Source organism: Microbulbifer sp. CnH-101-G (assembly GCF_052466775.1).
This window is the reverse complement of record NZ_CP174292.1, coordinates 782076-806362: the sequence shown is the minus strand read 5'-3', so window position 1 is coordinate 806362 and position 24287 is coordinate 782076. Positions and strand designations below refer to the sequence as shown.

The 24287-nt window shown below is 54.3% G+C and carries 22 protein-coding genes and 1 pseudogene; 13 read left to right on the top strand and 10 right to left on the bottom strand.

Features of this window, described 5'->3' with window-relative positions; all coding sequences use genetic code 11:
• Nucleotides 1-55 precede the first annotated feature (55 nt).
• Entirely contained in the window at nt 56-2011 is a 1956-nt protein-coding gene (locus ACJJID_RS03705; protein ID WP_444921537.1) for an alpha/beta hydrolase family protein, read from the top strand.
• A gap of 75 nt (nt 2012-2086) precedes the next feature.
• Here the strand turns inward: ACJJID_RS03705 and ACJJID_RS03700 are convergent, their stop codons facing one another.
• The 3 genes from ACJJID_RS03700 to ACJJID_RS03690 all read right to left on the bottom strand — a co-directional run bounded on the left by ACJJID_RS03700 (nt 2087) and on the right by ACJJID_RS03690 (nt 3705).
• A complete protein-coding gene (locus ACJJID_RS03700) occupies nt 2087-2464 on the bottom strand; it encodes a hypothetical protein (RefSeq protein ID WP_444921536.1) in 378 nt (125 codons plus the stop codon).
• Between the two features lie 6 nt (nt 2465-2470).
• Nucleotides 2471-3022, bottom strand: coding sequence for a flavodoxin (locus tag ACJJID_RS03695; protein WP_444922602.1), 552 nt, complete (start codon nt 3020-3022; stop codon nt 2471-2473).
• 215 nt (nt 3023-3237) lie between these two features.
• Complete coding sequence (locus ACJJID_RS03690) at nt 3238-3705, bottom strand: Spy/CpxP family protein refolding chaperone (protein ID WP_444921535.1); 468 nt, start codon at nt 3703-3705, stop codon at nt 3238-3240.
• 168 nt (nt 3706-3873) lie between these two features.
• On the opposite strand from ACJJID_RS03690, the gene ACJJID_RS03685 reads away from it, so the two are divergent.
• From ACJJID_RS03685 to ACJJID_RS03675, 3 genes are all read left to right on the top strand, one after another.
• The gene (locus ACJJID_RS03685; protein WP_444921534.1) at nt 3874-4578 is read left to right on the top strand and encodes a response regulator; all 705 of its coding nucleotides are present in this window, start codon (nt 3874-3876) and stop codon (nt 4576-4578) included.
• Between the two features lie 11 nt (nt 4579-4589).
• Nucleotides 4590-5966 (top strand): ATP-binding protein, encoded by a 1377-nt coding sequence (locus ACJJID_RS03680; RefSeq protein WP_444921533.1) that lies wholly within the window; start codon nt 4590-4592, stop codon nt 5964-5966.
• A 90-nt stretch (nt 5967-6056) separates the two neighbouring features.
• On the top strand, nt 6057-6776 hold the full coding sequence (locus tag ACJJID_RS03675; RefSeq protein WP_444921532.1) for an SRPBCC family protein: 720 nt from the start codon (nt 6057-6059) through the stop codon (nt 6774-6776).
• 73 nt (nt 6777-6849) lie between these two features.
• Here the strand turns inward: ACJJID_RS03675 and rluB are convergent, their stop codons facing one another.
• The 5 genes and pseudogenes from rluB to ACJJID_RS03650 form a co-directional block, all read right to left on the bottom strand.
• Complete coding sequence (gene rluB / locus ACJJID_RS03670; RefSeq protein ID WP_152452443.1) at nt 6850-7707, bottom strand: 23S rRNA pseudouridine(2605) synthase RluB; 858 nt, start codon at nt 7705-7707, stop codon at nt 6850-6852.
• The gene (scpB, locus tag ACJJID_RS03665; RefSeq protein WP_444921531.1) at nt 7704-8882 is read right to left on the bottom strand and encodes an SMC-Scp complex subunit ScpB; all 1179 of its coding nucleotides are present in this window, start codon (nt 8880-8882) and stop codon (nt 7704-7706) included. The genes rluB and scpB overlap by 4 nt, the downstream gene beginning before the upstream one ends.
• 212 nt (nt 8883-9094) lie before the next feature.
• Nucleotides 9095-9991, bottom strand: a pseudogene (locus tag ACJJID_RS03660) (segregation and condensation protein A); the annotation flags it as partial.
• 54 nt (nt 9992-10045) lie between these two features.
• On the bottom strand, nt 10046-10669 hold the full coding sequence (locus tag ACJJID_RS03655; RefSeq protein ID WP_444921530.1) for an L-threonylcarbamoyladenylate synthase: 624 nt from the start codon (nt 10667-10669) through the stop codon (nt 10046-10048).
• A gap of 117 nt (nt 10670-10786) precedes the next feature.
• Nucleotides 10787-11743: a PHP domain-containing protein gene (locus tag ACJJID_RS03650; RefSeq protein ID WP_444921529.1), complete on the bottom strand. Its 957-nt coding sequence runs from the start codon at nt 11741-11743 to the stop codon at nt 10787-10789.
• A gap of 207 nt (nt 11744-11950) precedes the next feature.
• On the opposite strand from ACJJID_RS03650, the gene ACJJID_RS03645 reads away from it, so the two are divergent.
• The 7 genes from ACJJID_RS03645 to rlmB all read left to right on the top strand — a co-directional run bounded on the left by ACJJID_RS03645 (nt 11951) and on the right by rlmB (nt 16851).
• Nucleotides 11951-12676, top strand: coding sequence for a VC0807 family protein (locus tag ACJJID_RS03645; RefSeq protein WP_444921528.1), 726 nt, complete (start codon nt 11951-11953; stop codon nt 12674-12676).
• A gap of 47 nt (nt 12677-12723) precedes the next feature.
• A complete protein-coding gene (locus tag ACJJID_RS03640) occupies nt 12724-13023 on the top strand; it encodes a YciI family protein (RefSeq protein ID WP_444921527.1) in 300 nt (99 codons plus the stop codon).
• Nucleotides 13024-13049: 26 nt separating this feature from the next.
• The gene (locus ACJJID_RS03635) at nt 13050-13730 is read left to right on the top strand and encodes a TIGR04211 family SH3 domain-containing protein (protein WP_444921526.1); all 681 of its coding nucleotides are present in this window, start codon (nt 13050-13052) and stop codon (nt 13728-13730) included.
• A gap of 123 nt (nt 13731-13853) precedes the next feature.
• On the top strand, nt 13854-14447 hold the full coding sequence (locus tag ACJJID_RS03630; protein ID WP_444921525.1) for a peptidylprolyl isomerase: 594 nt from the start codon (nt 13854-13856) through the stop codon (nt 14445-14447).
• A 3-nt stretch (nt 14448-14450) separates the two neighbouring features.
• Complete coding sequence (locus ACJJID_RS03625; protein WP_444921524.1) at nt 14451-15209, top strand: pyridoxine 5'-phosphate synthase; 759 nt, start codon at nt 14451-14453, stop codon at nt 15207-15209.
• Nucleotides 15209-16078 carry a Rossmann-like and DUF2520 domain-containing protein gene (locus ACJJID_RS03620; RefSeq protein WP_444921523.1) on the top strand — a complete coding sequence of 290 codons (870 nt, stop codon included), beginning with the start codon at nt 15209-15211 and terminating at the stop codon, nt 16076-16078. Before ACJJID_RS03625 ends, ACJJID_RS03620 begins: the two co-directional genes overlap by 1 nt.
• On the top strand, nt 16075-16851 hold the full coding sequence (gene rlmB / locus ACJJID_RS03615) for a 23S rRNA (guanosine(2251)-2'-O)-methyltransferase RlmB (protein WP_444921522.1): 777 nt from the start codon (nt 16075-16077) through the stop codon (nt 16849-16851). Before ACJJID_RS03620 ends, rlmB begins: the two co-directional genes overlap by 4 nt.
• Nucleotides 16852-17220: 369 nt before the next feature.
• Here rlmB and guaA read toward each other — a convergent pair whose 3' ends face one another.
• Both guaA and guaB read right to left on the bottom strand, forming a co-directional pair.
• A complete protein-coding gene (guaA, locus tag ACJJID_RS03610; protein WP_444921521.1) occupies nt 17221-18798 on the bottom strand; it encodes a glutamine-hydrolyzing GMP synthase in 1578 nt (525 codons plus the stop codon).
• An 87-nt stretch (nt 18799-18885) separates the two neighbouring features.
• Complete coding sequence (gene guaB / locus ACJJID_RS03605; protein WP_444921520.1) at nt 18886-20373, bottom strand: IMP dehydrogenase; 1488 nt, start codon at nt 20371-20373, stop codon at nt 18886-18888.
• A gap of 172 nt (nt 20374-20545) precedes the next feature.
• Here guaB and xseA point away from each other — a divergent pair, with 172 nt between their 5' ends.
• Entirely contained in the window at nt 20546-21898 is a 1353-nt protein-coding gene (xseA, locus tag ACJJID_RS03600; protein WP_444921519.1) for an exodeoxyribonuclease VII large subunit, read from the top strand.
• Between the two features lie 70 nt (nt 21899-21968).
• Nucleotides 21969-24284 carry a transporter substrate-binding domain-containing protein gene (locus ACJJID_RS03595; RefSeq protein ID WP_444921518.1) on the top strand — a complete coding sequence of 772 codons (2316 nt, stop codon included), beginning with the start codon at nt 21969-21971 and terminating at the stop codon, nt 24282-24284.
• Nucleotides 24285-24287 lie beyond the last annotated feature (3 nt).

The window sequence follows — 24287 nt, the reverse complement described above, 5'->3', positions numbered from 1 at the left end:
TTGCATCCATAACCTTAACGCGCATAATTACGAGCTTTTGACACAAGGACTATATATGCGCAGGCTTCTATTATTTTTCACTTTTCTGTGGCCACTTTTCGCATTTAGCACCGAAGTACCCTTATCCGACCTAGTACGCCATATAGAAATTGAGGAGGTGAAAATATCTCCAGAGGGCACCCATCTAGCCATAAGAAAAAACCATAATGACGAGAGAGTCTTACTTTTTATATCCCTCAAAGACCGAAAAATCACCGGAGGCCTTCGATTCAAAGGTAAGGATGAAGTTGGTGACTTTTATTGGGCCAACAATGAAAGAGTTGTAGCAAAAGTCGTATCACGAAAAGCCGCTTTGGAGATGCCTATTTATTACGGCACTCTATTCGCTGTAAATGTAGATGGCTCCAAGAAGAAAAACATCTTTGGATACCTAGCAAGTGAAACTCAAACTGGAACCCGTTTAAAAAGAGCCAAAGCAACCTATGCACATGCCACAATTATTGATCTCCTTCCCGAAGACAAAAGTGAAATTTTGCTTTCCACATATCCATGGTCCAATAATTGGGAAACAACAGGGGAAATTCTCAAGGTAAACATTTATAACGGCGTTAAAACCAGAATAACAGGGCTACCGCAGGTTGGCCGGGCTCACACCGATGATCATGGCAATGTAGTCTTCGCAACTGGCAGTAATCGAAAAGGAGATTATGAAATATACGAAAAATCAAAAAAAGGATGGAAGAAAGTAGAGAATTCTCTCCTAGCTCACGGCTGGCCAAAAGGGGGAGACTTAGATACTGGTGAATTCTATTTTGAGATAGATCGCCCTAACAGTACTGAGCAACTAGTTAAATTTAACAAAAAAACAAACACAATAACCCCGATATTTTCCCACGAAATCTCCGATATTAGCGGAATAATTTACCACCCCATAAATGACAACCCCATCGGAGTCTATCTACACCCTGATTTTCCTGAAGAATACTTTTTTGATGAAGGCAATGGATTTGCAGCTTATTTTCGAGGCTTAAAGAAAGCTTTTGAAGGCTACAGAATCAACTTTACAAGCTTTACCGATGACGGCTCTCTAGGAATATTAAGAGTATATGGAGATCGGCTCCCAGGGGATTATTTCTTAGCAAATTTGAAGACTAAGAAAGTAGATTTTCTATTATCATCATCAGAATGGCTTGCCCCTGAAACTCTAAACTCAATGCAAGCGGACTCATTTGTCACCACGGACAACATGAGAATAGGCACCTATCTGACTTTCCCCAAAGGACAAACTAAAAATCTGCCTATGGTAGTAGTACCACATGGAGGCCCCCATGCCCGTGACTACTGGGGATATGACCAAGAAGCACAAATACTTTCCCAAAATGGCTACTTGGTTCTCCAGGTAAACTTTCGTGGCTCAACAGGATACGGCGACCACTTTTACACTGCCGGAGAGCAAGAGTGGGGAGGAAAAATTCAAAAGGATATAGCCGACGCCGTTCATTGGGCAGTAGAAAAAGGCTATGCAGATCCAAGAAAAGTTTGTATTTACGGTGCCAGCTTTGGGGGCTACTCTGCCCTAATGAACCCGATCAGATATCCAGACCTGTATAAATGTGCGGTTGGCTATGTGGGTGTTTATGACTTGGAGATGATGTACAAGAAAGGGGATATCAAACGTCGTGATAGAGGGTTAGCCTACCTTAATAGGGAGCTGAGTAAAGATAAGAACTTTTTAAAGGAAAACTCCCCAATCCACAACACCGATAAACTCAATATTCCCTTGTTTATTATTCATGGTGAGAAAGATGAACGAGTGCCCGTTGAGCATGCAGAGGAGCTATTGGAAAAGCTCGAGAAAGAAGGAAAGCCCGTAAAAAGCCTTATTGTCGCCAATGAAGGGCACGGGTTTTATAGCGAGGAAAACAATATGAGACTTTATACAGAACTGCTAGCTTTTCTTGATAAGCACATTGGTGTTGGGTCAGTAGAAAAACAGCCAACTGCAAACTAGTAATAAGCTAATACCCCCCGGACTTTCCAGCACCAGTTGAGCTATCAATTGGTGCTTTCACAAAGAAACGATCTTTTAATGAAGCTGCCCTGAAGTATGGGAGGGCTCCTCAACTGAACTCACCGGCTCATCCAAACCATGTGACAGCACAAAATAATAAATAACCTGCAGCTGCCCATGGATTTCGGTCATCAAATCGAAGTTATACTCTCCCCTTTCCCCTGGGCCCACTTGTACAGACGCAATATGTGAGGGCTCAATAAAGAACTCCGCTACCGGGCGTTTGCCGCGCATCACCTGCACCAGTAGTGTCCGAGTATCTTCCTCAGCAAAACGCCAGTAATAGTCATCATCATCATAAACGACGCTCTCCGGGGTACCGGCCCGGAGAATGCAATTGGGATGTTCAGTCAGCCAGGGCCAGAATTCTTTAAAGGGGATCGTCAGCGGCATAAGTAACTAGTCATCCAACTCGACGACACTGGCGGCACCGCCCTCAAGGTTAAACTCGTCGGCTATCTGTTTGCACCAGAGGTTGAGGCGTTCGGCAGTCAGCTCTTCCTGCTGGTCTTCATCGATAGCGAGGCCCATAAATTTGCCTTCGCCTTCAATTTCCGCCTTGGAAGCCTCAAATTCATAGCCCTCTGTCGACCACAAGCCGACAATGGCCGCCCCTCGACCGACAATCACATCATGTAGCATGCCCATCGCATCTAGGAAGTAATCGCCGTAACCGAACTGATCGCCCAGGCCAAACAACGCCACCGTCTTGCCACTGAAATCTATTTCCTGCACATCCTCCCAGAACTCTTCCCAGTCGGATTGAATCTGACCAAAGTCCCAGGTAGGAATACCGAAAATCAGCTGCTCGTAGTTGGCAATCTCTAATTGGGTAACATCGGCAATATCAAACAGGTCTACCCGCTCCTCTCTCAGGCGGGCGCGGATGCGCAGGGCTATAGATTCGGTATTGCCTTCGTCGCTGCCATAAAACAAGCCGATTTTGCTCACAGTCATTCCTCTTCGCCCAAACCGGGCCACACTAGATACTTATTGGCGGGGCGGCGTATTCTCCCAGCAATGGCGGGGCACGGCAAGCTGACCAAGGTTGTGCCTCGGCACAAAAAAGCCCCCATAATTGTGGGGGCAAAGGGTTATGAACCGACCGGGCCTCTGGGGAAGGGTGCGCCCGGCGGATCGCACAAGGAGTCTGCGATTTGGGAGGATCAGCTTTCTGTGGTGCGGCGCTCAAGGCGTTCCTCACGCCACTTTACACGGCGCTCTTTGCGCTGCTCTTTCAACTCTTCAAATTTGGCTTTCTGCTCATCGGTGAGGATCGCTTCGAACTGCTGGCGCATTTGGAAGTGGTTTTGCATTTTTTGAACCTGTAACTTACCCAATTCTGCCCCGAGCTGGTCCAGGGTGGCCTGGTCTGCACCGCTCTCCAGGGCAGTATGAATTTGCTTGCGCAGCTCTTGTAACTGCTGGCGCTGGGCATTCCTGCTTTCACTGTTGCTATCTCTGTTAGCCTTTAACTGGGCTTTCTGGCCCTCGGTCAGCTCCAGCTTACGCGCCATATGCTCAAATCCGCGCTTGTGATGGCCTTCCTCTGCGCCAAACGCCATAGTAGCTGCAGGGGCCGCCATTACGCCGGCCAGAGCCAGGCTACTCAGCACTAGTTTCCAGTTTTTCATCACTCCGTCCTCACGTTTGTATTCAGTGATTTCATAGTAAGTCGGGCCTGTGTAAACAGGGGCAAACTGCGGTAAACATTTGTTAAGAACGGTAAAAAGCCGGATAAGCGGCGATAACTAGCGCCAGTGCTTTGCATATAATGGCCCCACAGTAATTGAGAGAACGCCATGAGCCGCATCCTTCTAATCGACGACGACACAGAATTAACCGATCTGCTGAGTGAGTACCTTACCGGGGAGGGCTTCGATGTAACCGCCGCCAATGATGGCGGCCGCGGACTGGAATTGGCCCAGAGTCAGCATTTTGATGCGCTGGTATTAGATGTGATGTTGCCGGTGCACAACGGTTTTGATGTATTGCGCAAACTTCGGGAAGAGGCTTCACCCACCAGCCGCTCCCTGCCGGTCATTATGCTGACCGCCAAGGGAGATACCGTGGATCGAATCGTGGGCCTGGAGATGGGCGCCGATGACTATCTCCCTAAACCCTGCAACCCCCGCGAGCTGGCAGCGCGCCTGCGGGCTATCCTGCGTCGCGGCCGGGTCGAAGTAGAGGACGATGACGACAGCCTCAGTAGCGGCCAATTGCGCCTGCTGCCAGCCGAGCACCAGGCCTACTGGGGCGAGCAGGCCCTATCCCTGACCGGCGCCGAATTTTCCGTGCTCAAGGTACTGGTGCAAAACGCTGGGGATGTAGTGAGTAAAGAGGTGCTCACCGAGAGTGCCCTGGGACGCAAGCTGATGCCCTACGACCGCTCCATCGATGTACATGTCAGTAACATTCGCAAGAAACTCGCGGATAAAGGCGCCAGCCGCGATCTGATCATCAATATCCGAGGCGCCGGTTACATGCTCACCCAGGCCAAGCAGTAGGTAGTATCAAGATGCGCAGCCTTTTCTGGAAAATGTTTTTTGGCGCATGGATCACCGCCATGGTGATGGTGGTTGCCGCCATTTACATTACCCACTTTGGCGAATTTGGCGACCCCCGCCAGGAGGAGCGCTGGGAAGGCCCCGCACTGTTTCGAGAGGTGATGCGCAACATGCGTATCGCCCGCCGCCACGGACCCGAGCAATTTCAGCATTGGCTGGAGCGCGCGCCCAAGAAAGTCAAACGACGAGTCTACGCGGTGGACAGCGAGGGCAATGACTTGTTGGGACGGCCGGTGCCACAGAGTATGGCACCGCTGATTAACAGCCTCGACTACCGCAATCGCGAAGCCCATATGCTGGTGGACAACAAACCCACCGTCGGCTTTTTCCTGCCACTACGCACTGGTGACCCGCTACGAATCGCCTTGGTTGCCGGAGATAGCAAAGAGGGACTATTGCTGCGATTCCTGTGGCGCAATTTCTGGCCCATGTTGCTGCTCTCCATGATCGCCTCCGGTATCGCCTGCTATTGGCTGGCCACCTACCTGAGCCGCCCCTTGGAACAGCTGCGCGCCGCCACCAAGCGGGTTGCCGCCGGTGAATTGGATTATCGGGTCGCTCCCAGCCTGCGCAGCCGCAACGATGAGCTGACCGACCTGGCGCTGGACTTCGATTCCATGACCGCTCAGCTACAGGAGTCCATGTCAGAGCAGCGTCGCCTGATCAAAGACGTCTCCCACGAGTTGCGCTCCCCCTTGGCGCGACTGCAAGTGGCCCTGGCCATCGCCCGCCAGAAGCAGGTGGCGGGGCTCGATACTGAGCTCGATAAGATCGGCAAAGCGGCGGACTATCTCGAGGATATTATTGCCGACGTTCTCTCCCTGCCGGTCAGCAATCAGGAGCAGCGCCCACTGGATGATGTAGTCGAGCTTAACAGCCTCCTCTCAGCCCTAATTGACGACCTGCATATCGAAGCGGCGGAAAAACACCTCGGCTTTGACATGAGTGCCAGTGGCGAAGAGCTTTTAGTGGCTACTCGCGGCAGCTCCCTGACCGCAGCACTGGAAAATATCCTGCGCAACGCCATCAAATACAGCCCCAGCCATGGACTGGTGCGGGTACTGGTACAGGAGTCCGCCGATAGCTGCAGCATTTCCGTGATCGACTCTGGCTCCGGGGTGGACGAAACCGATCTGGAGGCGATATTCCGCCCCTTCTACCGCACAGACAGCGCCCGCACCCGCGAGAGTGGCGGCTTTGGTCTGGGACTGGCTATCGCACAGCGCACGATATTGCATCACGGTGGCAGCATTACTGCGCGCAACTATGCCGGTGCCGGCCTCTGCGTCGAAATCAAGCTGCCGCTTATCCACCTCAGCGACGATTAAACCGCAGAGAAACTGCTATAACCTTGACTGGCGTCGGTAATTCGCCGGCGGTCGGGGTTTTAGGCCCCGAAATTTGCAAAGGGCCCCGCTATGCGCTGGATACTCTATATCCTGGTATTCCTGATACTGCTGTTCCTGGCCGGTTATCTGTTTCCCCGCGAAGTCTCACTGGAGCGCAGTGTCTATATCGACAGACCGCCCCAGGACGTATTCCCCTACGTCAATAACTATCGCAAGTTCAACAGCTGGTCTCCCTGGAGACATATTGACCCCGCCATGGAGTACCAATACAGCGGTCCAGAGACGGGGGTCGGCGCAACCATGAGCTGGCGCGGGGAAAACTCCAACGAGGGCGGAGGAACCCAGACCATCACCGCCAGTACACCAAACTCAATAGTGCTCAACAAACTGAATTTCGGCGATGGCAGTGAAGCCACAGCCGAGTTCAAGTTGCTCCCTAAAAACGGCGGCACCCAGGTTGTCTGGAGCTTTAACACCGACACAGGGGGTGGACCCAGGGAGCGCTGGATGGGACTGGCCATAAAGAAAATGGTGGGCGAGTCCTATGAGCAGGGACTGGCAAAGCTCAAACAGCTGATGGAGTCCAGCGCCAAGACCGAGGGAGCCAAAGAAGGGGGAAATAGCGATACTAGTAATTCGGTATCCGACATCCCCTCCGATGTGGACGATGCCATGGGCGGAGGCCCCCAAGGGGTGCAATCAGAGATGCAGAACCAGCAGCAGGAAGAGGCCGGGGAAACTCCAGAAAATGAAGATCAAAAGGAGCAGCAAAAGGAAAATCAGCCATAGGCCAAAACTTTTACCCAGCTACAAAAAAAGCCCGCTCAAGGCGGGCTTTTTCTATGAAAAACGCAAAAAAATCTCAGGACTTATTGCGCCGCTGTGCCGGTACCGGAGACTTGCGCAACTTGCGTCGCTGGCGTTCCAGGGTCTGTTTTTCCCCCTGGGTCAGCGGACGCTGCCCCAGCTTGGGCAGGCCGGCGGTTATACACAGGTCATCGATTTCCCTGGGCTCCATCTCAATCCATTGGCCCACGCGCACATGGGAGGGAATAAATACACTGCCGTAGCGCACCCGCTTTAGGCGGCTTACACGAACGCCCTGGGACTCCCACAGGCGACGTACCTCGCGGTTGCGCCCTTCCATCACCACACAGTAAAACCAGCGATTTTTGCCCTCGCCGCCACTCTCGACGATATCGGTAAAGCGCGCAGAGCCGTCGTCCAGCAGCACGCCTTTCAGCAGGCGCCGCTTCATCTCCTCGTCCACATCCCCCTGGATGCGCACAAGGTATTCGCGATCGATCACCGACGACGGGTGCATCAATTTGTTGGCCAGCTCACCGCTATTGGTGAACAGCAGCAGACCACTTGTGTTGAAATCCAGGCGGCCCACGGAAATCCAGCGGCCAGTTTTCAGTCGGGGCAGTCGATCGTAAACCGTAGGGCGCCCTTCCGGATCGTGGCGTGAGCAAATCTCTCCGACAGGCTTGTTGTACAGAATTACCCGGCAGCGGTTTTCCGCACTGGAGGGCAAACCCTGGCCATCAAATTCGATATGATCTTCGCCGGTAACCCGCTCGCCGAGTTCCGCTACTTTTCCGTTGACCGTCACGCGACCCGCATCGATCGCGCGCTCCATTTCACGCCGCGACCCGAGGCCGCTGCGCGCTAATACTTTTTGCAATTTTTCGCCTGCTGGCGAGGTGCCATCACTCATGGGGTGGTGTTTTCCGCTTGCACTACATCTTGGGAATCTTCATCGACATCACTGCTTCCTCGCTCCTCTTGATCGGCGGCAGCCTCAGTATCGATATCACCAAACAGGCTGCTCTTCGGCAGTGTTGCCGCAATAGGGGCTTGTGGCTCCCCGTATTCGACATCCTGTTCAATTTCGCTTTCATGTTCTTCTTTTGGAGTTGGCTCCTCCTCGATGGTACTCAAAGGCTCAGAAACCTCTGGGCTCTCAGGCTGTGCCTGCACCAACTCCCACTCATCTTCCGGCGCCTCTTCCCTGATCTCTTCATGCACCGCTTCGGGCAACTCAGCGACCGCCGGTTCTTCGCTTTCGGCAATTTCTGCCTCTTTCTCAGGCAGCTCTGCATCAGCCCTTAGTTGAATATCGGCCTCCGCTGCGATTTCCTCAAGCGCTGCCGCGACTCGGGCATCCTCCGCTGCATCGACATCCTCTTGAAATTCATCAGACCCTTGGCGCTCTTCATCTTCGATTGCGCCGGCCTCTTCTTCCGTTTCCTCTCTCATCCCGTCGCCCTCCGGAAGCGCCTCGCTCCCCTCGGCGGCGAGTGCGGCAGCGATTTCCTCGGGTGGCAACCCCTCGGATTCGAGAATCTTATTCAAACTCTCGATATCGCGGATCTCAGCCAGAGTGGGTAGATCATCCAGAGAGGACAAATTGAAATAATCGAGAAAATCCCTGGTGGTTGCGTAGAGTGAGGGTTTACCAGGCACATCGCGGTGGCCAACCACCTTGATCCAACCTCTATCCAACAGTGTCCTCACAATCTGGGAGCTGACCGCAACCCCGCGGATTTCCTCAATATCACCACGGGTGACCGGTTGGCGATAGGCGATAATCGCCAGAGTCTCCAGAGTGGCGCGAGAATACCTCTGTGCCTTCTCTTCCCATAAACGGTTCACCCAGGGGGCCAGATCTTCCGGCACCTGAAAGCGCCAGCCGCTGGCCACTTTTTTCAGCTCAAAGCCGCGCCCGGCACAACTTTCAGCAATCTCACCGAGCAGATCCCGCAGGGTTGTGGCGGAGGGGCGCTCCTCCTCATCCATCAGGGACAACAACTTTTCCTCACTGAGGGGCTGTGCCGAGGCTAACAGGGCACCCTCCAGGATTTTGCGCAGTAACTCCGGAGCGATTGTCATTTTATTATTTCCAACTCTTCTTCTCTGGGCTCCACCTGCCCCGCAGTGAGCGGCTCTTTATCGGTCAAATCACCGTCGACCAAATCGCCATCGGTTAAATCACTGTTCAAAGTGCCCTCATCACCGGATAAACGAGGCATCTCCTCCAATTCTCCAGTATCGAAGTCACGCTCACTTTCGTTGAACTCATCATCGCCAGCTTCTTGATTGTGACTGGCTGCGCGCACATGAATGGGACCAAAGGCCTCATTTTGCACCAGCTCCACCAAAGACTCCTTAACCAGTTCCATCACGGCGAGGAAAGTCACCACTACACCGAGGCGCCCCTCTTCCGCAGTGAATAGACTCACAAAGGGCACAAACTGCCCGTGGCGAATCTGGTCGAGTACCTGGGTCATACGCTCGCGAGTGGAGAGCCTTTCCCGCTCTACCTGGTGACTCTCAAACATGTCGGCGCGGCGCAAGACGTCTGCCAGTGCCACCAATACCTCCTTGAGATCCACCTCCGGGTCGGGCCGGGTGATATTGCGGTCCGGCCCCTCGGCACTGGCCTGATGGATATCGCGGCCCATGCGCGGGATCTCGTCGAGATCCTCGGCGGCAGTTTTGAAGCGCTCGTATTCCTGCAGGCGACGAATCAGTGCAGCGCGCGGGTCCTCGCCCTCCTCCTCTTCCGCTGCCGGTGGACGCGGCAACAGCATGCGCGACTTGATCTCCGCAAGCATTGCCGCCATCACCAGATACTCCGCCGCCAGCTCAAAACGCATCGACGTCATCATATCCACATAGGCCATATATTGGCGGGTGATGTCGGAGACGTTAATTTCCAGAATATCCAGATTCTGGCGGCGGATCAGATATAGCAGCAGATCCAGGGGGCCCTCGAAGGCCTCCAGGATAACTTCCAGTGCATCCGGTGGAATAAAAAGGTCCGGTGGAAGGTCGGTAAAGGCTTCCCCCAATACGAGCGCGAGAGGGCCCTTGCCCTCCTCACTCTCGTGGGTATTCGGGCTTTCCGAGGGGAGATCAGCAGACGCGTCGGTTTCGGCAGCCGCAACATCGGCGAGTACCTGCTCCTCCACCTCGGCTAGTAGTTCTTCACTGGACACCCTGCCCCACCCTCAAAATCGCAAACGGCCGATTATACACCAGCGCGGCGCCAATCAGCCCAGTATTTCATCAGCGACACCGCAGCCCTGACGAATCAGCTCGGGCTCATCGCCTGTAAGGTCGATCACCGTGGTCGCTTCCAATCCACAAAAACCACCGTCGATCACCAGTTCCACCTGATGCTCAAGGGTGTCGCGAATATCATAGGGATCAGTCAATGGCTGTTCGTCACCCGGCATAATCAGGCTGCAGCTCATCAGCGGTTCACCTACCGCCTCAATTAATGCCAGGGCGATGGGGTTATCGGGCACACGAATGCCGATTGTTTTACGTTTGGGGTGGATCAGGCGGCGCGGCACCTCGGCGGTGGCCGGCATAATAAAGGTATAGGAACCCGGAGTGTGGTTTTTCAGCAGGCGGAACATCTGATTATCCACCTTGGCATAAGTGGCCAACTCGGAAAGATCACGACACATCAGGGTAAAGTTGTGATTTTTATCCAGCTGGCGCAGGGCGCGAATACGCTCAACCGCCAGTTTTTCCCCAAGCCGGCAGCCAATTGCGTAGGCGGAATCGGTCGGATAAACAATCACTCCGCCACTGGTCACTATATCCGCAGCCTGACCGATCAGGCGCCCTTGAGGATTGTCCGGATGAATTTGAAAGAACTGCGCCACAAAGCCCCCAAGCTTTAATCAATTGAAACCTCTTGCGACGGGCTCAGATACCCGCCGGGGATTTGGAATCGACCAATATCCACTCCCCCATCGCACGCGGCATAGAACGCCACGCCACTAGGCAGATATCGCTTCCCCCGGTCGATCCCGGTGCAGAGTGTGCCACAGATTCCACACAGGCTCGACGCCTTCGGGCAAACGCACACAGCCGAGCTCCCTCCAGGGTTGCTCCGGCTGGTGAAAGTCACTCCCCAAAGAACTGTGCATTGGGGCATCGTTGGAATCGCCAACAGCCAGCGCCATCAAACTGCGAAGCTCCCTGGTCTGGGTGGGATTCTGCCGGCCACAGAGCAGTTCTACAGCATTGCCGCCACTGTGGTGAAACTCAGTTAGAAGGCGCAGCAATTGGGTGCGTGTTAGGCCGTACTTAAGCGGATGTGCCAGCACGGCTGTGCCACCAGCAGACTGAATGGTTTCTACAGTCTCCCGCAATTGTGGCCACTCCACGCGTACATCGCCGATCTTGCCTGCACCCAAATAACGTTTGAACGCCCGCGCAGTGTCCTCAACGTGCCCGGCTTCCACCAGCCAGCGGGCAAAATGCGGCCGCCCCAGCACGGAATCACCAGCAATAGCTCGCCCCCCCTGTAGGGCTCCCTCGAAGCCCCGTTTATGTAGGCGCTCGGCAATCCGTTCGGCGCGCTCTTCGCGCAACTCCTCACGCAGAGCGATTGCCTTTCGCAAGCATGCAGATGCCGGATCAATATTGAGCCCAACAATATGAACAGAGCGTCGCCCCCAAAGACTGGAGAATTCGATCCCCGTCGCCACGGTGATGCCTAACTGGTCACCTGCAGCCTGTGCCTCAGCCACACCGTCCACTGTATCGTGGTCGGTGAGTGCCATCAGAGTCACACCCTGGGATTTCGCCCTCGACACCAGCTCAGTAGGGCTTAAAATACCGTCGGAAGCGGTACTGTGACAGTGGAGGTCTACAAGGTCTGTATTTAGATCTTCTGGCAGGAAACTCAACAGCAGGCTCTCACTCTCTCTGGGGGTTAAAAGTCGCAGCATCTATTATTTGGAACGATAACCCGGTGGGGCTGTCTTAGCCGCAACCGGTGTTTTCAGGGATAGGGCCCGGACCATAGGTCACCCTTGGCGGCCACGAGGAACCGGAGTCTGACAGCAGTATTGTCAGTGGGGAAGCGTTTTCCTGGAAGGCCACTGTAATGTGACTTCTCAACTAACTTCCTGCGGGCATTATCACCGGAATTGAGTATGAGCGAAACGAATTCGACCACCCAAGTATCCCAGCAAAAGCCCAAGAAGAAAGAGGGCCTGCTCGGCAACCTGCTTCTAAATATCGTTATCCCCACGCTGGTGCTGACCAAACTCTCAGGAGACGATTGGCTTGGCACCAAATGGGCACTAGTGGTCGCACTGGCTTTCCCTCTCGGCTATGGACTGCGCGACCTCATTCGCTCCGGCAAGGTCAACTTCTTCTCCGCCCTGGGCATTATCAGTATCATGCTCACCGGTGGCATCAGCCTGCTGGAACTGGACCCGCAGTATATTGCCATTAAAGAAGCCGCCATTCCGGGCCTTCTGGGTATCGCCACCGTCGCCTCCCTCTACACCCGCTGGCCACTGGTTAAGACCCTGCTATACAACGACCAGATTCTGGATACCGGTAAAATTGCACAGAGCCTCGCCAGCAAAGGCAACCAGGGTGCCTTCGACCGCACTCTGCAGCAGGCCTCCTGGATGATCGCCGCCTCTTTTTTCCTATCCTCAGTGCTCAACTACGTACTGGCAAAAATTATTTTACAGAGCCCTCCGGGCACAGAGGCTTTCAATGAGGAACTGGGTAAAATGACAGCGCTCAGCTACCCGGTGATCGCCCTGCCAGCCACCATTATTTTAATGCTGGTGCTCTTCTTCCTGTTTTCCCGCATCGGCAAGCTAACCGGGCTGAAGCTGGAAGAAGTCATGGTCGCCCAATAACAAAAAAACAAAAGTTTTCTAATCAACTAACAAGAGCAAAATTCACAATGTGGTACGCAATCATCAGTGAAGATGTTAGCGATAGTCTCCCTTTGCGCAAAAAAGCGCGTCCAGACCATATAGCCCGACTCAACCGTCTCAAAGACGAGGGGCGCCTGCTGGTTGCCGGGCCGCACCCCGCCGTTGATAGCGAGGAACCCGGTGAAGCCGGCTTTAACGGCAGCTTAGTGATTGCCGAGTTCTCCTCGCTTGACGAGGCTCAGGCCTGGGCCGACGGCGATCCCTATGTGGCTGCCGGTGTCTACGCCTCAGTTGCCGTTAAGCCGTTCAAATTAGTCCTGCCCTAATAACAACAAGCACAAGCTGTATCGCAATGAAGAAAATACTGTGCGGCCTGATCGCCGCCACACTGCTCAACGCAGTTCCAGCAACTGCGGCCGCCGAAACCCGCTATATCACCGACCAGTTACATGTTCCCATGCGCGCAGGTAAAGGTAATGGGTTCCGCATTCTGCATCGCGGCCTGCCCAGCGGCACCCAGCTCAGCGTCCTCGAAGATGCCCCGCAAGAAGGTTGGACCCGCGTACGCACCCAGGGCGGTACAGAGGGGTGGGTGAGGCGCCAATACCTGGTCTCCGAGCCAGTCGCGAAACTCAAGCTGGAAGAAGCGGTAGCAAACCTGGAGCGCTTCGAAAAAATGGAAGGCAACCTCGGTGGTGAAGTTCGCCGCCTCGAGGAAGAAAACGGCAAGTTGAGCAGCGCCCTGGAGTCCGCCCAGCAGCAGAGCCAGACGCTCGCAGCCGAGCTGAAAACCCTTAAGGCGTTATCGGCAGATGCCCTGGCACTCAATGAGCGTCACCAAAAGCTCCTGCATCAGCACGAGTTGCTCAAGCAGGAGAAAACCATGGCAGAAGCAGAAATCCAGCGCTTATCCGGTAGTGAAAGCCACAAATGGTATATGTATGGCGCCCTATCCGTGCTGTTGGGCGCCCTGCTCGCAATGATTGCCCCGCACCTCCGTCCGCGCAAGCGCCACTCGGAGTGGGCGAACTGATTTCGCCCACTCTCTCCGAAATCGCATACTATTGAGCCCCGGGGAACCTAGTATCCCCGAGCCCCACATCCAACACAAAAGCGGCGGCGCCCATAGGCCGCCGTGAAACCTAAAGGACTAAGGATGATGCGTAAACTTTTTGCAATGCTACTCTGTGCAGCCCTTGCCCTCCCCGCACTCGCCAAAAATCCGCGCGTGGAACTGAAAACCGACATGGGCGTTATTCAGATCGAACTCTTCGCCAAAGAGGCCCCAGTCACCGTAAAAAACTTCCTCACTTATACCGATAGCGGCTTTTACGACGGAATCATCTTCCACCGGATAGTGCCTGGCTTTGTGGTACAGGGCGGCGGTTTTACATTCGATTTCCAAAGGAAGGAAACTCAAGACCCCATCGTCAACGAATCCGCCAACGGCCTGCAAAACCTGCGCGGTACGCTCTCCATGGCCAGGACCAATGACCCGGACAGCGCCACTTCACAGTTTTTTATCAATCTGGTCGATAACACCAGGCTCGACGCGCAAGAGGACAAGCCCGGCTACGCCGTTTTTGGTCGGGTAGTCGAGGGGATGGATGTGGTGGAAAAAATGGTAGAGCAGCCTCGCGGTCTCTATCGACAGCACCCAAGCGCCCCCAACATGCCCATCCGCATCCTCGAGGCCAAACGTATTGACACCGGTGACAACGCCGTCGCCAACAACAGCAAGGGAGAATAAGCTGTGATCGCTCTCAGTGTTAATCTCAACAAAATCGCCCTGATCCGCAATTCCCGCGAAGGCAACTTCCCCGATGTCACCGCCCACGGCCGAGTGTGCCTGGACGCGGGTGCCCAGGGGATCACCGTGCACCCGCGCCCGGATCAACGCCATATTCGCCCCCGTGACGTGCGCGAACTGGCCGCCCTCTGCCGCGATCGCCATGGTATTGAGTTCAACATTGAGGGCAATCCATTTGCCGAGCACCAGGGGGACTACCCAGGCCTGATGCCACTCGCTCTGGAAACCCAGCCGGACCAGTGCACCCTGGTTCCCGACAGCAACGACCAGCTGACCTCCGACCACGGCTTCAACCTCAAGCTGGATGGGCCGCGCTTAGTACCCATAATCGCCAAGCTCAAGGACGCCGGCATCCGTGTCAGCCTGTTTATGGACCCAGACCTGGAGCAGATCAGCCTGGCCAAGGATGTGGGCGCTGACCGCATAGAGCTGTACACCGGCCCTTATGCGGAAGCAGCCGCCAAACAGAGTGTGGAGCTAGAAGACATCTTCAACGCCCACTGTGCCGCCGCCGAGCACGCGCGCCAGCTGGGACTGGGGGTGAATGCGGGTCACGACCTGAACCTGGTCAACCTGCCCCGCTACCGCACCCTGCCGGGGTTGCAGGAAGTCTCCATCGGCCACGCCCTCACCGTAGATGCCATCGGCATGGGCCTGGAAAATGCCGTTAAAGCCTATCTGAACTGCCTCGCCGGCAACTAATGAACACACTCAATATTATTGGTGCCGGGCGCCTGGGGAAAACACTCGGGCGCCTGTGGCAGCAGGCCGGAGTTTTTCAGGTTCAATCGATTCTTAATCGCAGTGTCGATAACGCAAAAGCAGCTGCCGATTTCATCGGCGCCGGGCGCGCAGTTCCCGCACTGAACTCCATGGAACCGGCGGACTTCTGGCTGATCGCCTGCGGCGATAGCGAAATTGCCGCAACAGCCGATCGCCTCGCTGATCACCTTGGCGAGCACGAGGGCATTGTTGCCTTTCACTGCAGCGGCGCCCTCAGCTCCCAAGTGCTCGAAGGTCTGCGCCCAGCCTCCATCGCCAGCGCCCACCCGGTACACAGCTTTGCCGACCCGCTGCGTTCCCTCGACAGTCTCGCTGGCAGCAGCGTTGCTCTAGAAGGTGACAGCTCTGCCACTACAGCTTTGGAAGAGGCCTTCACTACCATAGGCTGTGAGACCCTCACCATCGAAGCCCAACATAAGCCTCTATACCATGCGGGTTCGGTGATCGCGTGCAACTATCTCACCGTGCTGATCGACCTCAGCTTGCGCAGCTTCGCCGCAGCGGGCATCGACCGCGACAGCGCCCTCAAGTTGCTGGAGCCCATTGTCCTGCAGACTGCTCAGAACAATATGGCCCTGGGGCCGGAGACATCCCTCACCGGCCCGATCGCCCGGGGCGACCTGGAAACCGTAGCCAACCAGCTGAAAAACTTAACGTCGGTATCGCCGGAACTCGCGCACCACTATCGCCAACTGGGCCTCGCCTGTGTAGAGTTGGCGCGGCGCGGCCAGCTATCCGATGAAAGCGCGGCCAAATTGATCGAACTACTGAGTGAGCCATTGCGGTGAAAGACTCCTCTGAATACCTGAAAAAAAGAGCTTTTTTCGACAGCCTGCTAACTATTTACGGGCGCAAACCGGTGCTCGAAGCACTGGAAGACCCAGACCTCCCGGTACACAAACTGCACTTGGCGAGCAGCAACCGGCGCGATCAACTGATCAGCCGCATGGAAGCCCTGGCCGAGGAGCGCCAGATAGAAACCGCCTTTTGGGATCGCAAAGGGCTCTCCCGCATCTCGAAAAATTCCCGCCAGGATCAGGGGGTGGCCCTGGATCTGGCCCTACCCAACTACGGCAGCTATAAAACCTTCCTGCAAAATCACAAGAGTGAAGCTAAAACCTACGAACTTTTAGCTCTGGACGGTATTACCAACCCACAGAATCTCGGCATGATTATCCGCTCCGCCTGTGCCGGCGGCGTGGACGGAATCATCCTGCCCAGGAAGGGCTGCGCACAAATAGATCCGCTGGTTATTAAAGCCAGCACCGGCACCTTGTTTAAAACTCAGATACTCCGTTGCGAAACGTTGGCAGATGCACTGGCAGACTTTCGCGAGTCTGGCGCACGTATCTGTGGCCTGTCCTCCCACGCCTCAGTGACTCTGGCAGAGATTACCGGTAACAAGCCAACCATTTTTGTGTTGGGCAACGAAACTCACGGTGTCAGCGATGCCGTCGCCAAACAGTGCAATGAGTTAGTGCGTATCCCCATGCAAAATGGTGTGGAGAGCCTCAACGTGGCAGTCACCGCCGCATTGATCAGCTTTCGCCAACAATTCTAATCGGCCACCTGGGTAGCCTTGAATAAAGGTACCCCGCAGACACTTCCCGCTTGCAAGATATCCACCCCATTTCCCTCACCGAAAGGCTACCCACAGATTCTGTGGATATCTCTGAGGATAACTGTTCCCTCCCCGGCGCAAAGGCCCATGGTTGCGCCAGTGTGACAATCTGAGGAAAAAATGACCAGCTTTCGAAACGCTTAAAAAATCAACGAGTTACAGCGAATTACTAGAGAGAGATAAGAGACGGGCGAACCAAATAAGGGGCACTAAAGGTGAAAGAGCACAGCTGTGGAAAGTGGCACGCTTGGCGGGAAAAATAGGGAAATGGGGTGCCTTGCACCCCATTTAAGCCGCGGGATTAAACGCTTATTCCCACTCAATGGTGGCCGGTGGTTTGCTCGATACGTCGTAAGCTACGCGGGAGATATGCTCAATCTCATTGATTATGCGATTGGAGACTTTCTCAATCAGCTCGTAGGGCAGGTGCGCCCAACGGGCTGTCATAAAGTCTACGGTTTCCACTGCGCGCAGTGCCACCACATATTCGTAACGGCGGCCATCCCCCACCACACCGACAGACTTCACTGGCAGGAACACCACAAACGCCTGGCTGGTTTTGTGGTACCAGTCGGCCTTGTGTAACTCCTCGATAAAGATCGCATCTGCCTCGCGCAGGATATCGGCGTACTCTCTCTTTACTTCGCCGAGAATACGCACCCCCAGGCCCGGTCCCGGGAAGGGGTGACGATAGACCATATCGTAGGGCAGGCCCAGCTCCAGGCCGATCTTGCGCACTTCATCCTTGAACAATTCGCGCAGCGGTTCCACCAGCTCGAACTGCATGTCTTCCGGCAAACCACCCACATTGTGGTGCGACTTAATCACATGGGCTTTGCCGGTTTTGGCGGCGGCGGATTCGATCACATCCGGGTAGATAGTGCCCTGAGCCAGGAATTTTACATTCTGTAGCTTGGAAGCCTCACGATCGAATATTTCAATAAAGGTATTGCCGATTATTTTGCGCTTGGCTTCAGGCTCATCCACACCCGCCAGGCGCGAGAGGAAGTCCTCTTCCGCATCGGCACGAACCACTCGAACGCCCATATTGTCGGCGAACATTTGCATTACCTGATCGCCTTCGTTTTTACGCAACAAGCCGTTGTCCACAAAAACACAGGTCAGTTGATCGCCAATCGCCTTGTGCAGCAGTGCCGCCACCACAGAGCTATCGACGCCACCGGAAAGACCCAGCAGCACTTTGCCTTCACCTACCTGCTCACGCACTTTGGCGATGGAGTCCTCAATAATATTGGCCGGCGTCCAGAGTTTTTCACAGCCACAGATATCGATAACAAAGTGTTCATAGATCCGCATACCCTGCAGGGTGTGGGTAACTTCCGGGTGGAACTGCACACCGAAGAAATTCTTCTCGGCGGAGTACATACCGGCGATGGGGCAGGAGTCGGTGGAAGCCATCAGCTCAAAGCCTTCCGGCATCTGCACAACTTTATCGCCGTGGCTCATCCATACATCCAGCAGCGCCTCACCTTCCTCGTTGAGGTGGTCTTTGATATCGCGCAGTAGACTGGAGCTGCCTTCAACTTTTACCTGGGCGTAGCCAAACTCGCGGATGTTACTGCCTTGCACGGCACCACCGAGTTGATGTGCCATGGTCTGCATGCCATAGCAGATGCCCAATACCGGCACGCCCAAATTGAAAACCGCTTCTGGCGCACGGGGAGAACCCTCTTCCGGCACGGACTCAGGCCCGCCGGCCAGGATAATACCTTTCGGGTTGTATTCGCGGATCTCTTCTTCGCTCATATCGAAGGCGCGAATTTCGGAGAAAACACCCAGCTCGCGCACACGGCGGGCGATCAACTGGGTGTACTGGGACCCAAAGTCGAGGATCAGGATTCGGCTGGAGTGGATATCTTGGCTCATGATTGACTCATTAACAGAATAAATAACGGCAAACGGACCTGAAAGGTCCGTTTGCGGCTTGGCACTGAAAGTTGTTCACCGAGAGGCTTAGCGTCCGCCCACCGGGTAGTTGGGCGCCTCTTTGGTAATCTGCACATCGTGCACATGGGATTCACCCATGCCGGCAGAGGTTACCCGCACAAATTCCGGACGGGTGCGCATGGTTTCGATATCCACGCTGCCGGTATAGCCCATAGCAGAGCGCAGGCCGCCCAGCATCTGGTGCACTATGGCAGACAGAGGACCTTTGTAAGGAACACGCCCTTCGATACCCTCTGGTACCAGTTTTTCTGCGCCCTTGCTGGCATCCTGGAAATAGCGATCGGAGGAACCCTGTGTGCGTGCCATAGCACCGAGGGAGCCCATGCCACGATAGGATTTATAGGTACGCCCTTGATACAGCTCCACCTCGCCCGGCGCCTCTTCGGTACCGGCAAACATGGAGCCCATCATTACAGAGGAAGCACCGGCAACAATTGCCTTGGAGATATCACCGGAATAGCGGATACCGCCATCGGCGATCATAGGCACGCCGGTACCTTCGAGCGCAGAGGAAACCTCGGCAATTGCAGTGACCTGGGGAACACCGATACCCGTTACGATTCGGGTGGTGCAAATAGAACCCGGGCCAATACCGACTTTCACTGCATCCGCACCAGCTTCCACCAGTGCGCGCGCGGCATCGCCGGTTGCAATATTGCCGCCAATCACATCCACCTGGGGGTGCATTTCTTTAATGCGGCGTACGCGATCAATCACGTTGCGGGAGTGACCGTGGGCGGTATCCACTACCAGTACATCGACACCGGCTTCTACCAATGCCGCCACGCGGTCATCGGTGTCCGGGCTGGTACCTACTGAGGCGCCAACACGCAGGCGACCATCGGAATCTTTACAGGAGTTCGGATACTGCTCTGCCTTGTTAAAGTCTTTTACAGTAATCAGACCACGCAGCTCGAAATTGTCATTTACCACCAACACCTTCTCGATGCGGTGCTTGTGCAGCAATTCACGTACATGATCAGAAGAAGCATCTTCGTGGGCAGTTACCAGACGCTCTTTTGGCGTCATCACACTGGCAACACTCACATCCAGATCGGTGAGGAAGCGGACATCGCGGCTGGTGACGATACCCACCAAATCCCCTCTATCCATTACTGGAACACCGGAAATATTGTGGTGGGTCGTTAGGGCGATCAATTCGCGTACGGTGGCATCCGACTCGATCGTGATCGGGTCTTTAACCACACCGGCTTCAAATTTTTTCACGGCGCGCACCGCAAGAGCCTGCTCTTCGATAGACATACTCTTGTGGATAATGCCGATGCCACCTTCCTGGGCCAGGGCAATAGCCAGGCGCGATTCCGTCACTGTATCCATGGCGGCGGAGACAATGGGAATATTCAGGGTAATGTTGCGGGACAGCTTGGTTTTAAGGCTGACATCCTTGGCAGTCACCTCGGAATAACCGGGCACAAGTAGGACGTCGTCGAAAGTGAGGGCTTCGCGCGCGATGCGCAGATTGGATTCAGACATTGTTGACACTCAAACCTCGAATAGGCGGGATTGGGTATCGGCGCGATTATACCTCTCAAGGAAAAAAGCGCAAATGACAATTTACAGAAAATCGAATTAAACGAGCAAAGCACTTTACCTAAAAGGGGGATGCTGCAATATTGCTCCGCCAGTTTTCACTTGAGAGGCACAGATGCAATCCAGCTCCGCAGCCCCCAACACCAAGCGTAGCGTCCTGTCGGTTAGCGACCTCAACCGGGAGGTGAAACAGCTGCTGGAGGGCAGCGTGCCCCTACTGTGGATCAGCGGGGAGATCTCCAATTTTACCGTGCCCAGCTCAGGCCACTGGTATTTTAGTTTGAAAGATGCCCGCGCCCAGGTGCGCTGCGCCATGTTCCGCGGGCGCAACCGCGGTGTGGCCTTTCGCCCACAAAACGGCCGCGAAGTGCTGATCCGTTCACGGGTGAGCCTCTACGAGGGCCGCGGGGAATTCCAGTTGATTGTGGAACATATGGAGGAGGCCGGCTTTGGCGCCCTGATGCGCCAACTGGAACAGCTCAAGGCCAAGCTTCAAGCCGAAGGGCTGTTCGATAGCGCCCGTAAACGCACCCTGCCCTATTTACCCACCAATATTGGCATTATCACCTCCCCCACCGGCGCCGCTATCCGCGACATGATCCATGTGTTGGAGCGCCGCCACCCTGGAGCGCAAATTGAACTCTGGCCAGTGGCCGTACAGGGCCAGGGAGCTGGTCTGCAAATCGCCGACGCTATTGAAAAGGCAGGGCACAGTGGTCGCCACGACTTGCTTATTGTGGGTCGCGGTGGCGGTTCACTGGAGGACCTTTGGCCCTTTAATGAAGAAGTTGTGGCGAGGGCTTTGGCGGTTTGCCCTATTCCCACAATCTCCGCCGTGGGTCACGAGACCGACACGACGGTTTCTGACCTAGCCGCCGATGTGCGTGCACCCACCCCCTCTGCGGCTGCAGAAATTGCCAGTGCAAATGCCGCTGAGTTATTTCAACGCCTGGAAAACAGCAAGCTTCGATTATATCGGGCCATCCAGCACCAGATGCGCCATTTACAACAACAAGTTATGCTGCATCGAAATCGGCTGCGCCACCCCCGTGAGCAGCTACAAAACCGCGCACAACGCCTCGACCACCTGGAGATGCGCCTACTGACAGCAGGGCAGCAGCAAATCCAGCAGCGCCGCAGCCAATTGTCAGCCACCCTGCGTGCCTTCGCCCACTGCCAACCCCAGCGACAATTGCAGGAAAAAAGCGAGCAGCTTAGGCAGGTACAAAATGCCTTACGACGAGCTGCAGAACGCCTTTTACTGCAAAAAACTGATAGGCTCAATCACCAGGCGCAGCTACTTCATAATGTGAGCCCCCTAGCTGTTTTACAGCGGGGTTATGCCATCGCCAAAGATTCACAGGGACGCGCCCTGAAAGACAGCCGCGCACTGGAGATTAACCAGGAGATTGAAGTTCAACTCGCCCGCGGTCACTTCTCTGCCAAGGTAGAGAGTATCGACCACTAAAAAAACCCAGCGAATGGGCTGTCTGGGCACGACACTATAATCCATCTGTAGAGAGCTTTTGGAGCTATCTATGAGGTGTCGCTATAAAGCTATCAGTCCCTATTGCTGGTTTTTAATATATCTTTTAGTACTAATTTTCGCGCTCGCCGGGTGTGCCCCAAAAGCACCCGAGAGCACCGAGAACAAAAGTACAATCCAACCCACTGCCACATCTGAAAGTAGTTCCAAGGCAGACACCCAAACACAGGGGAAAAAAAATCCCCCCGTTACGCCTGCAAAAGAACAACAGGTCAATTACATCGAGACCGGTGATCTTAAGGAAATAAAAAAACACGGTACGATTCGCTTTGTAAACCTGACAGGCGCTTCGGAAAACTTACTTCCCCGAGACGGGGTAGTCAGCCTGCGTAACTTCGAGCTGGGTAATAAACTCGCTAACCAACTCAAACTGGAGGCCAAGTGGATCAAGGCCCCAACCCCCAATAAAGCGGTGGAGATGTTGATTGCCGGTGAGGCCGATGTCATTGCCTATAACCTGACAGTGACTGATGACCGCAAAAAAATCATCGATTTCAGTGTCCCCATTCGTCATTCTCGCCAACAGCTTGTTACCGGTGCATCTGGTCCAGACATCAGTGACCCGAGCAAACTTAGCGATGTTGAGTTAATCGTGCCGCAGGGTTCAGCCAATATGGAAACGGCAAAACAGTTAATTGCCAAATACCCTGATGCAAACCTCACGGTTAGGGAATTTGTTATCCACGGTAATCGCGACGGCTTAGTCGATATGCTCAACATGAAAAGTAATCGAGTGGCAATACTGGAAGACTTTTCCGCGGAGGATTTACGTAATTATCGGGATGACTTGCGCTTAGGGGCCTATGTCAGTGAGGTACAAAATATTGCCTGGGGAATGCGCAAAGACACCAGGCGTCTTAACTCGACGGTAGATAACTTCCTTACCCGCAATTTGGTTAAAGCGCAGGAAGAGCGCATTACCGACTGGAAAGGTATCAAAAAAACAGGTGTTATCCGCCTACTCACCTATAACGGCCCTACAACTTATTTCCTATGGAAAGGTCTGCTAATGGGGTTTGACTATGACTTGGCAAAAGCCTTCGCCGACAAACACAAACTTCAATTGCAAATTATCGTAGTGCCCTATGAGGAAGACCTGGCGGATTGGCTCAGGGCCGGTCGGGGCGACTTTGCCGGGGCGGAACTGAATATTACTTCTTCCTATGAAGATAAGGGAATGGTGTTTACAAAACCCTATGTGGAATCAGCAGACCAAATAGTAAGTAGCAAGGATAAACCTCCAATCGAGAAAATTCAGGACCTGAGTGGTCGAAAGCTCACTTTGCGCGCTTATTCTTCATTTATCGATACTGCAAAAACATTACGCGATGCCGGTATCAATGTGGAAATTCAGGTGGCACCACCGGATATGTCCCAGTCACAAATTTTCTCACTCATAGCGGATGGATTGATCGATGCAACTATCTCCAGTTCAGGTCGAGCAAAAATAGAATCCTCCGTGCAGCCCAACTTGGTGCTGGGAACTTTACTTGGTGACCCCCAGCCTCAGGGTTGGCTGGTTCTACGCCAGAACTGGCACCTGCTGAAAAACCTGAATAAATTTATAGAAAGCTACCGAAAAACAGCACAATACAAGAAAGATTATGCGGCCTATTTTGAGCCCAATAAACGCTTTATGCAGAGGGTGAGCAGCCGGGTGATTCCCGGTGAAAATCTCTCGCCCTACGATAACCTGGTAAAAGAATCCGCTTTTAAATATGACTTTGACTGGCGCATGATCGTCGCACAGATGTGGCAGGAGAGTAACTTTAATCCCAAAGCCGTCTCTCCGGTAGGCGCTCAGGGGTTAATGCAGGTAATGCCGGCAACCGCCGAGGAAATGGGCTTTCCGCCGCCGCTATTTGAGCCGGAACGCGGTATTAAAGCCGGTGTAAAATATATGGATTGGGTGAGAGATAGATTTAATCCTTCTCTGCCTACGGTAAACAGACTTTGGTTCACCCTCGCCTCTTACAATGCCGGTTACGGCCACCTTCTCGATGCGCAGCGTCTCGCCAAACAACTGGGGCTGGACCCTAATGTCTGGTTCGACAATGTCGAGGTAGCCATGCTGAAACTGGCCCAACCCCAGTATTTTAAGCGAGCGCGTTACGGCTATGTGCGAGGCTCAGAGCCTGTGCAGTATGTACGTAATATCAGCAATCTCTATAAGGCCTATGTGGAGATGATGAGTGACGATCCCACTGCAGCAGTGCCTTTACGCAAATCATCGGGCGAGAGTTACTGCTCTCCACACAATACTCCAGAAGGGGTTATCCAGCAGATACCCAACTACTCAGCACCTTAGCCA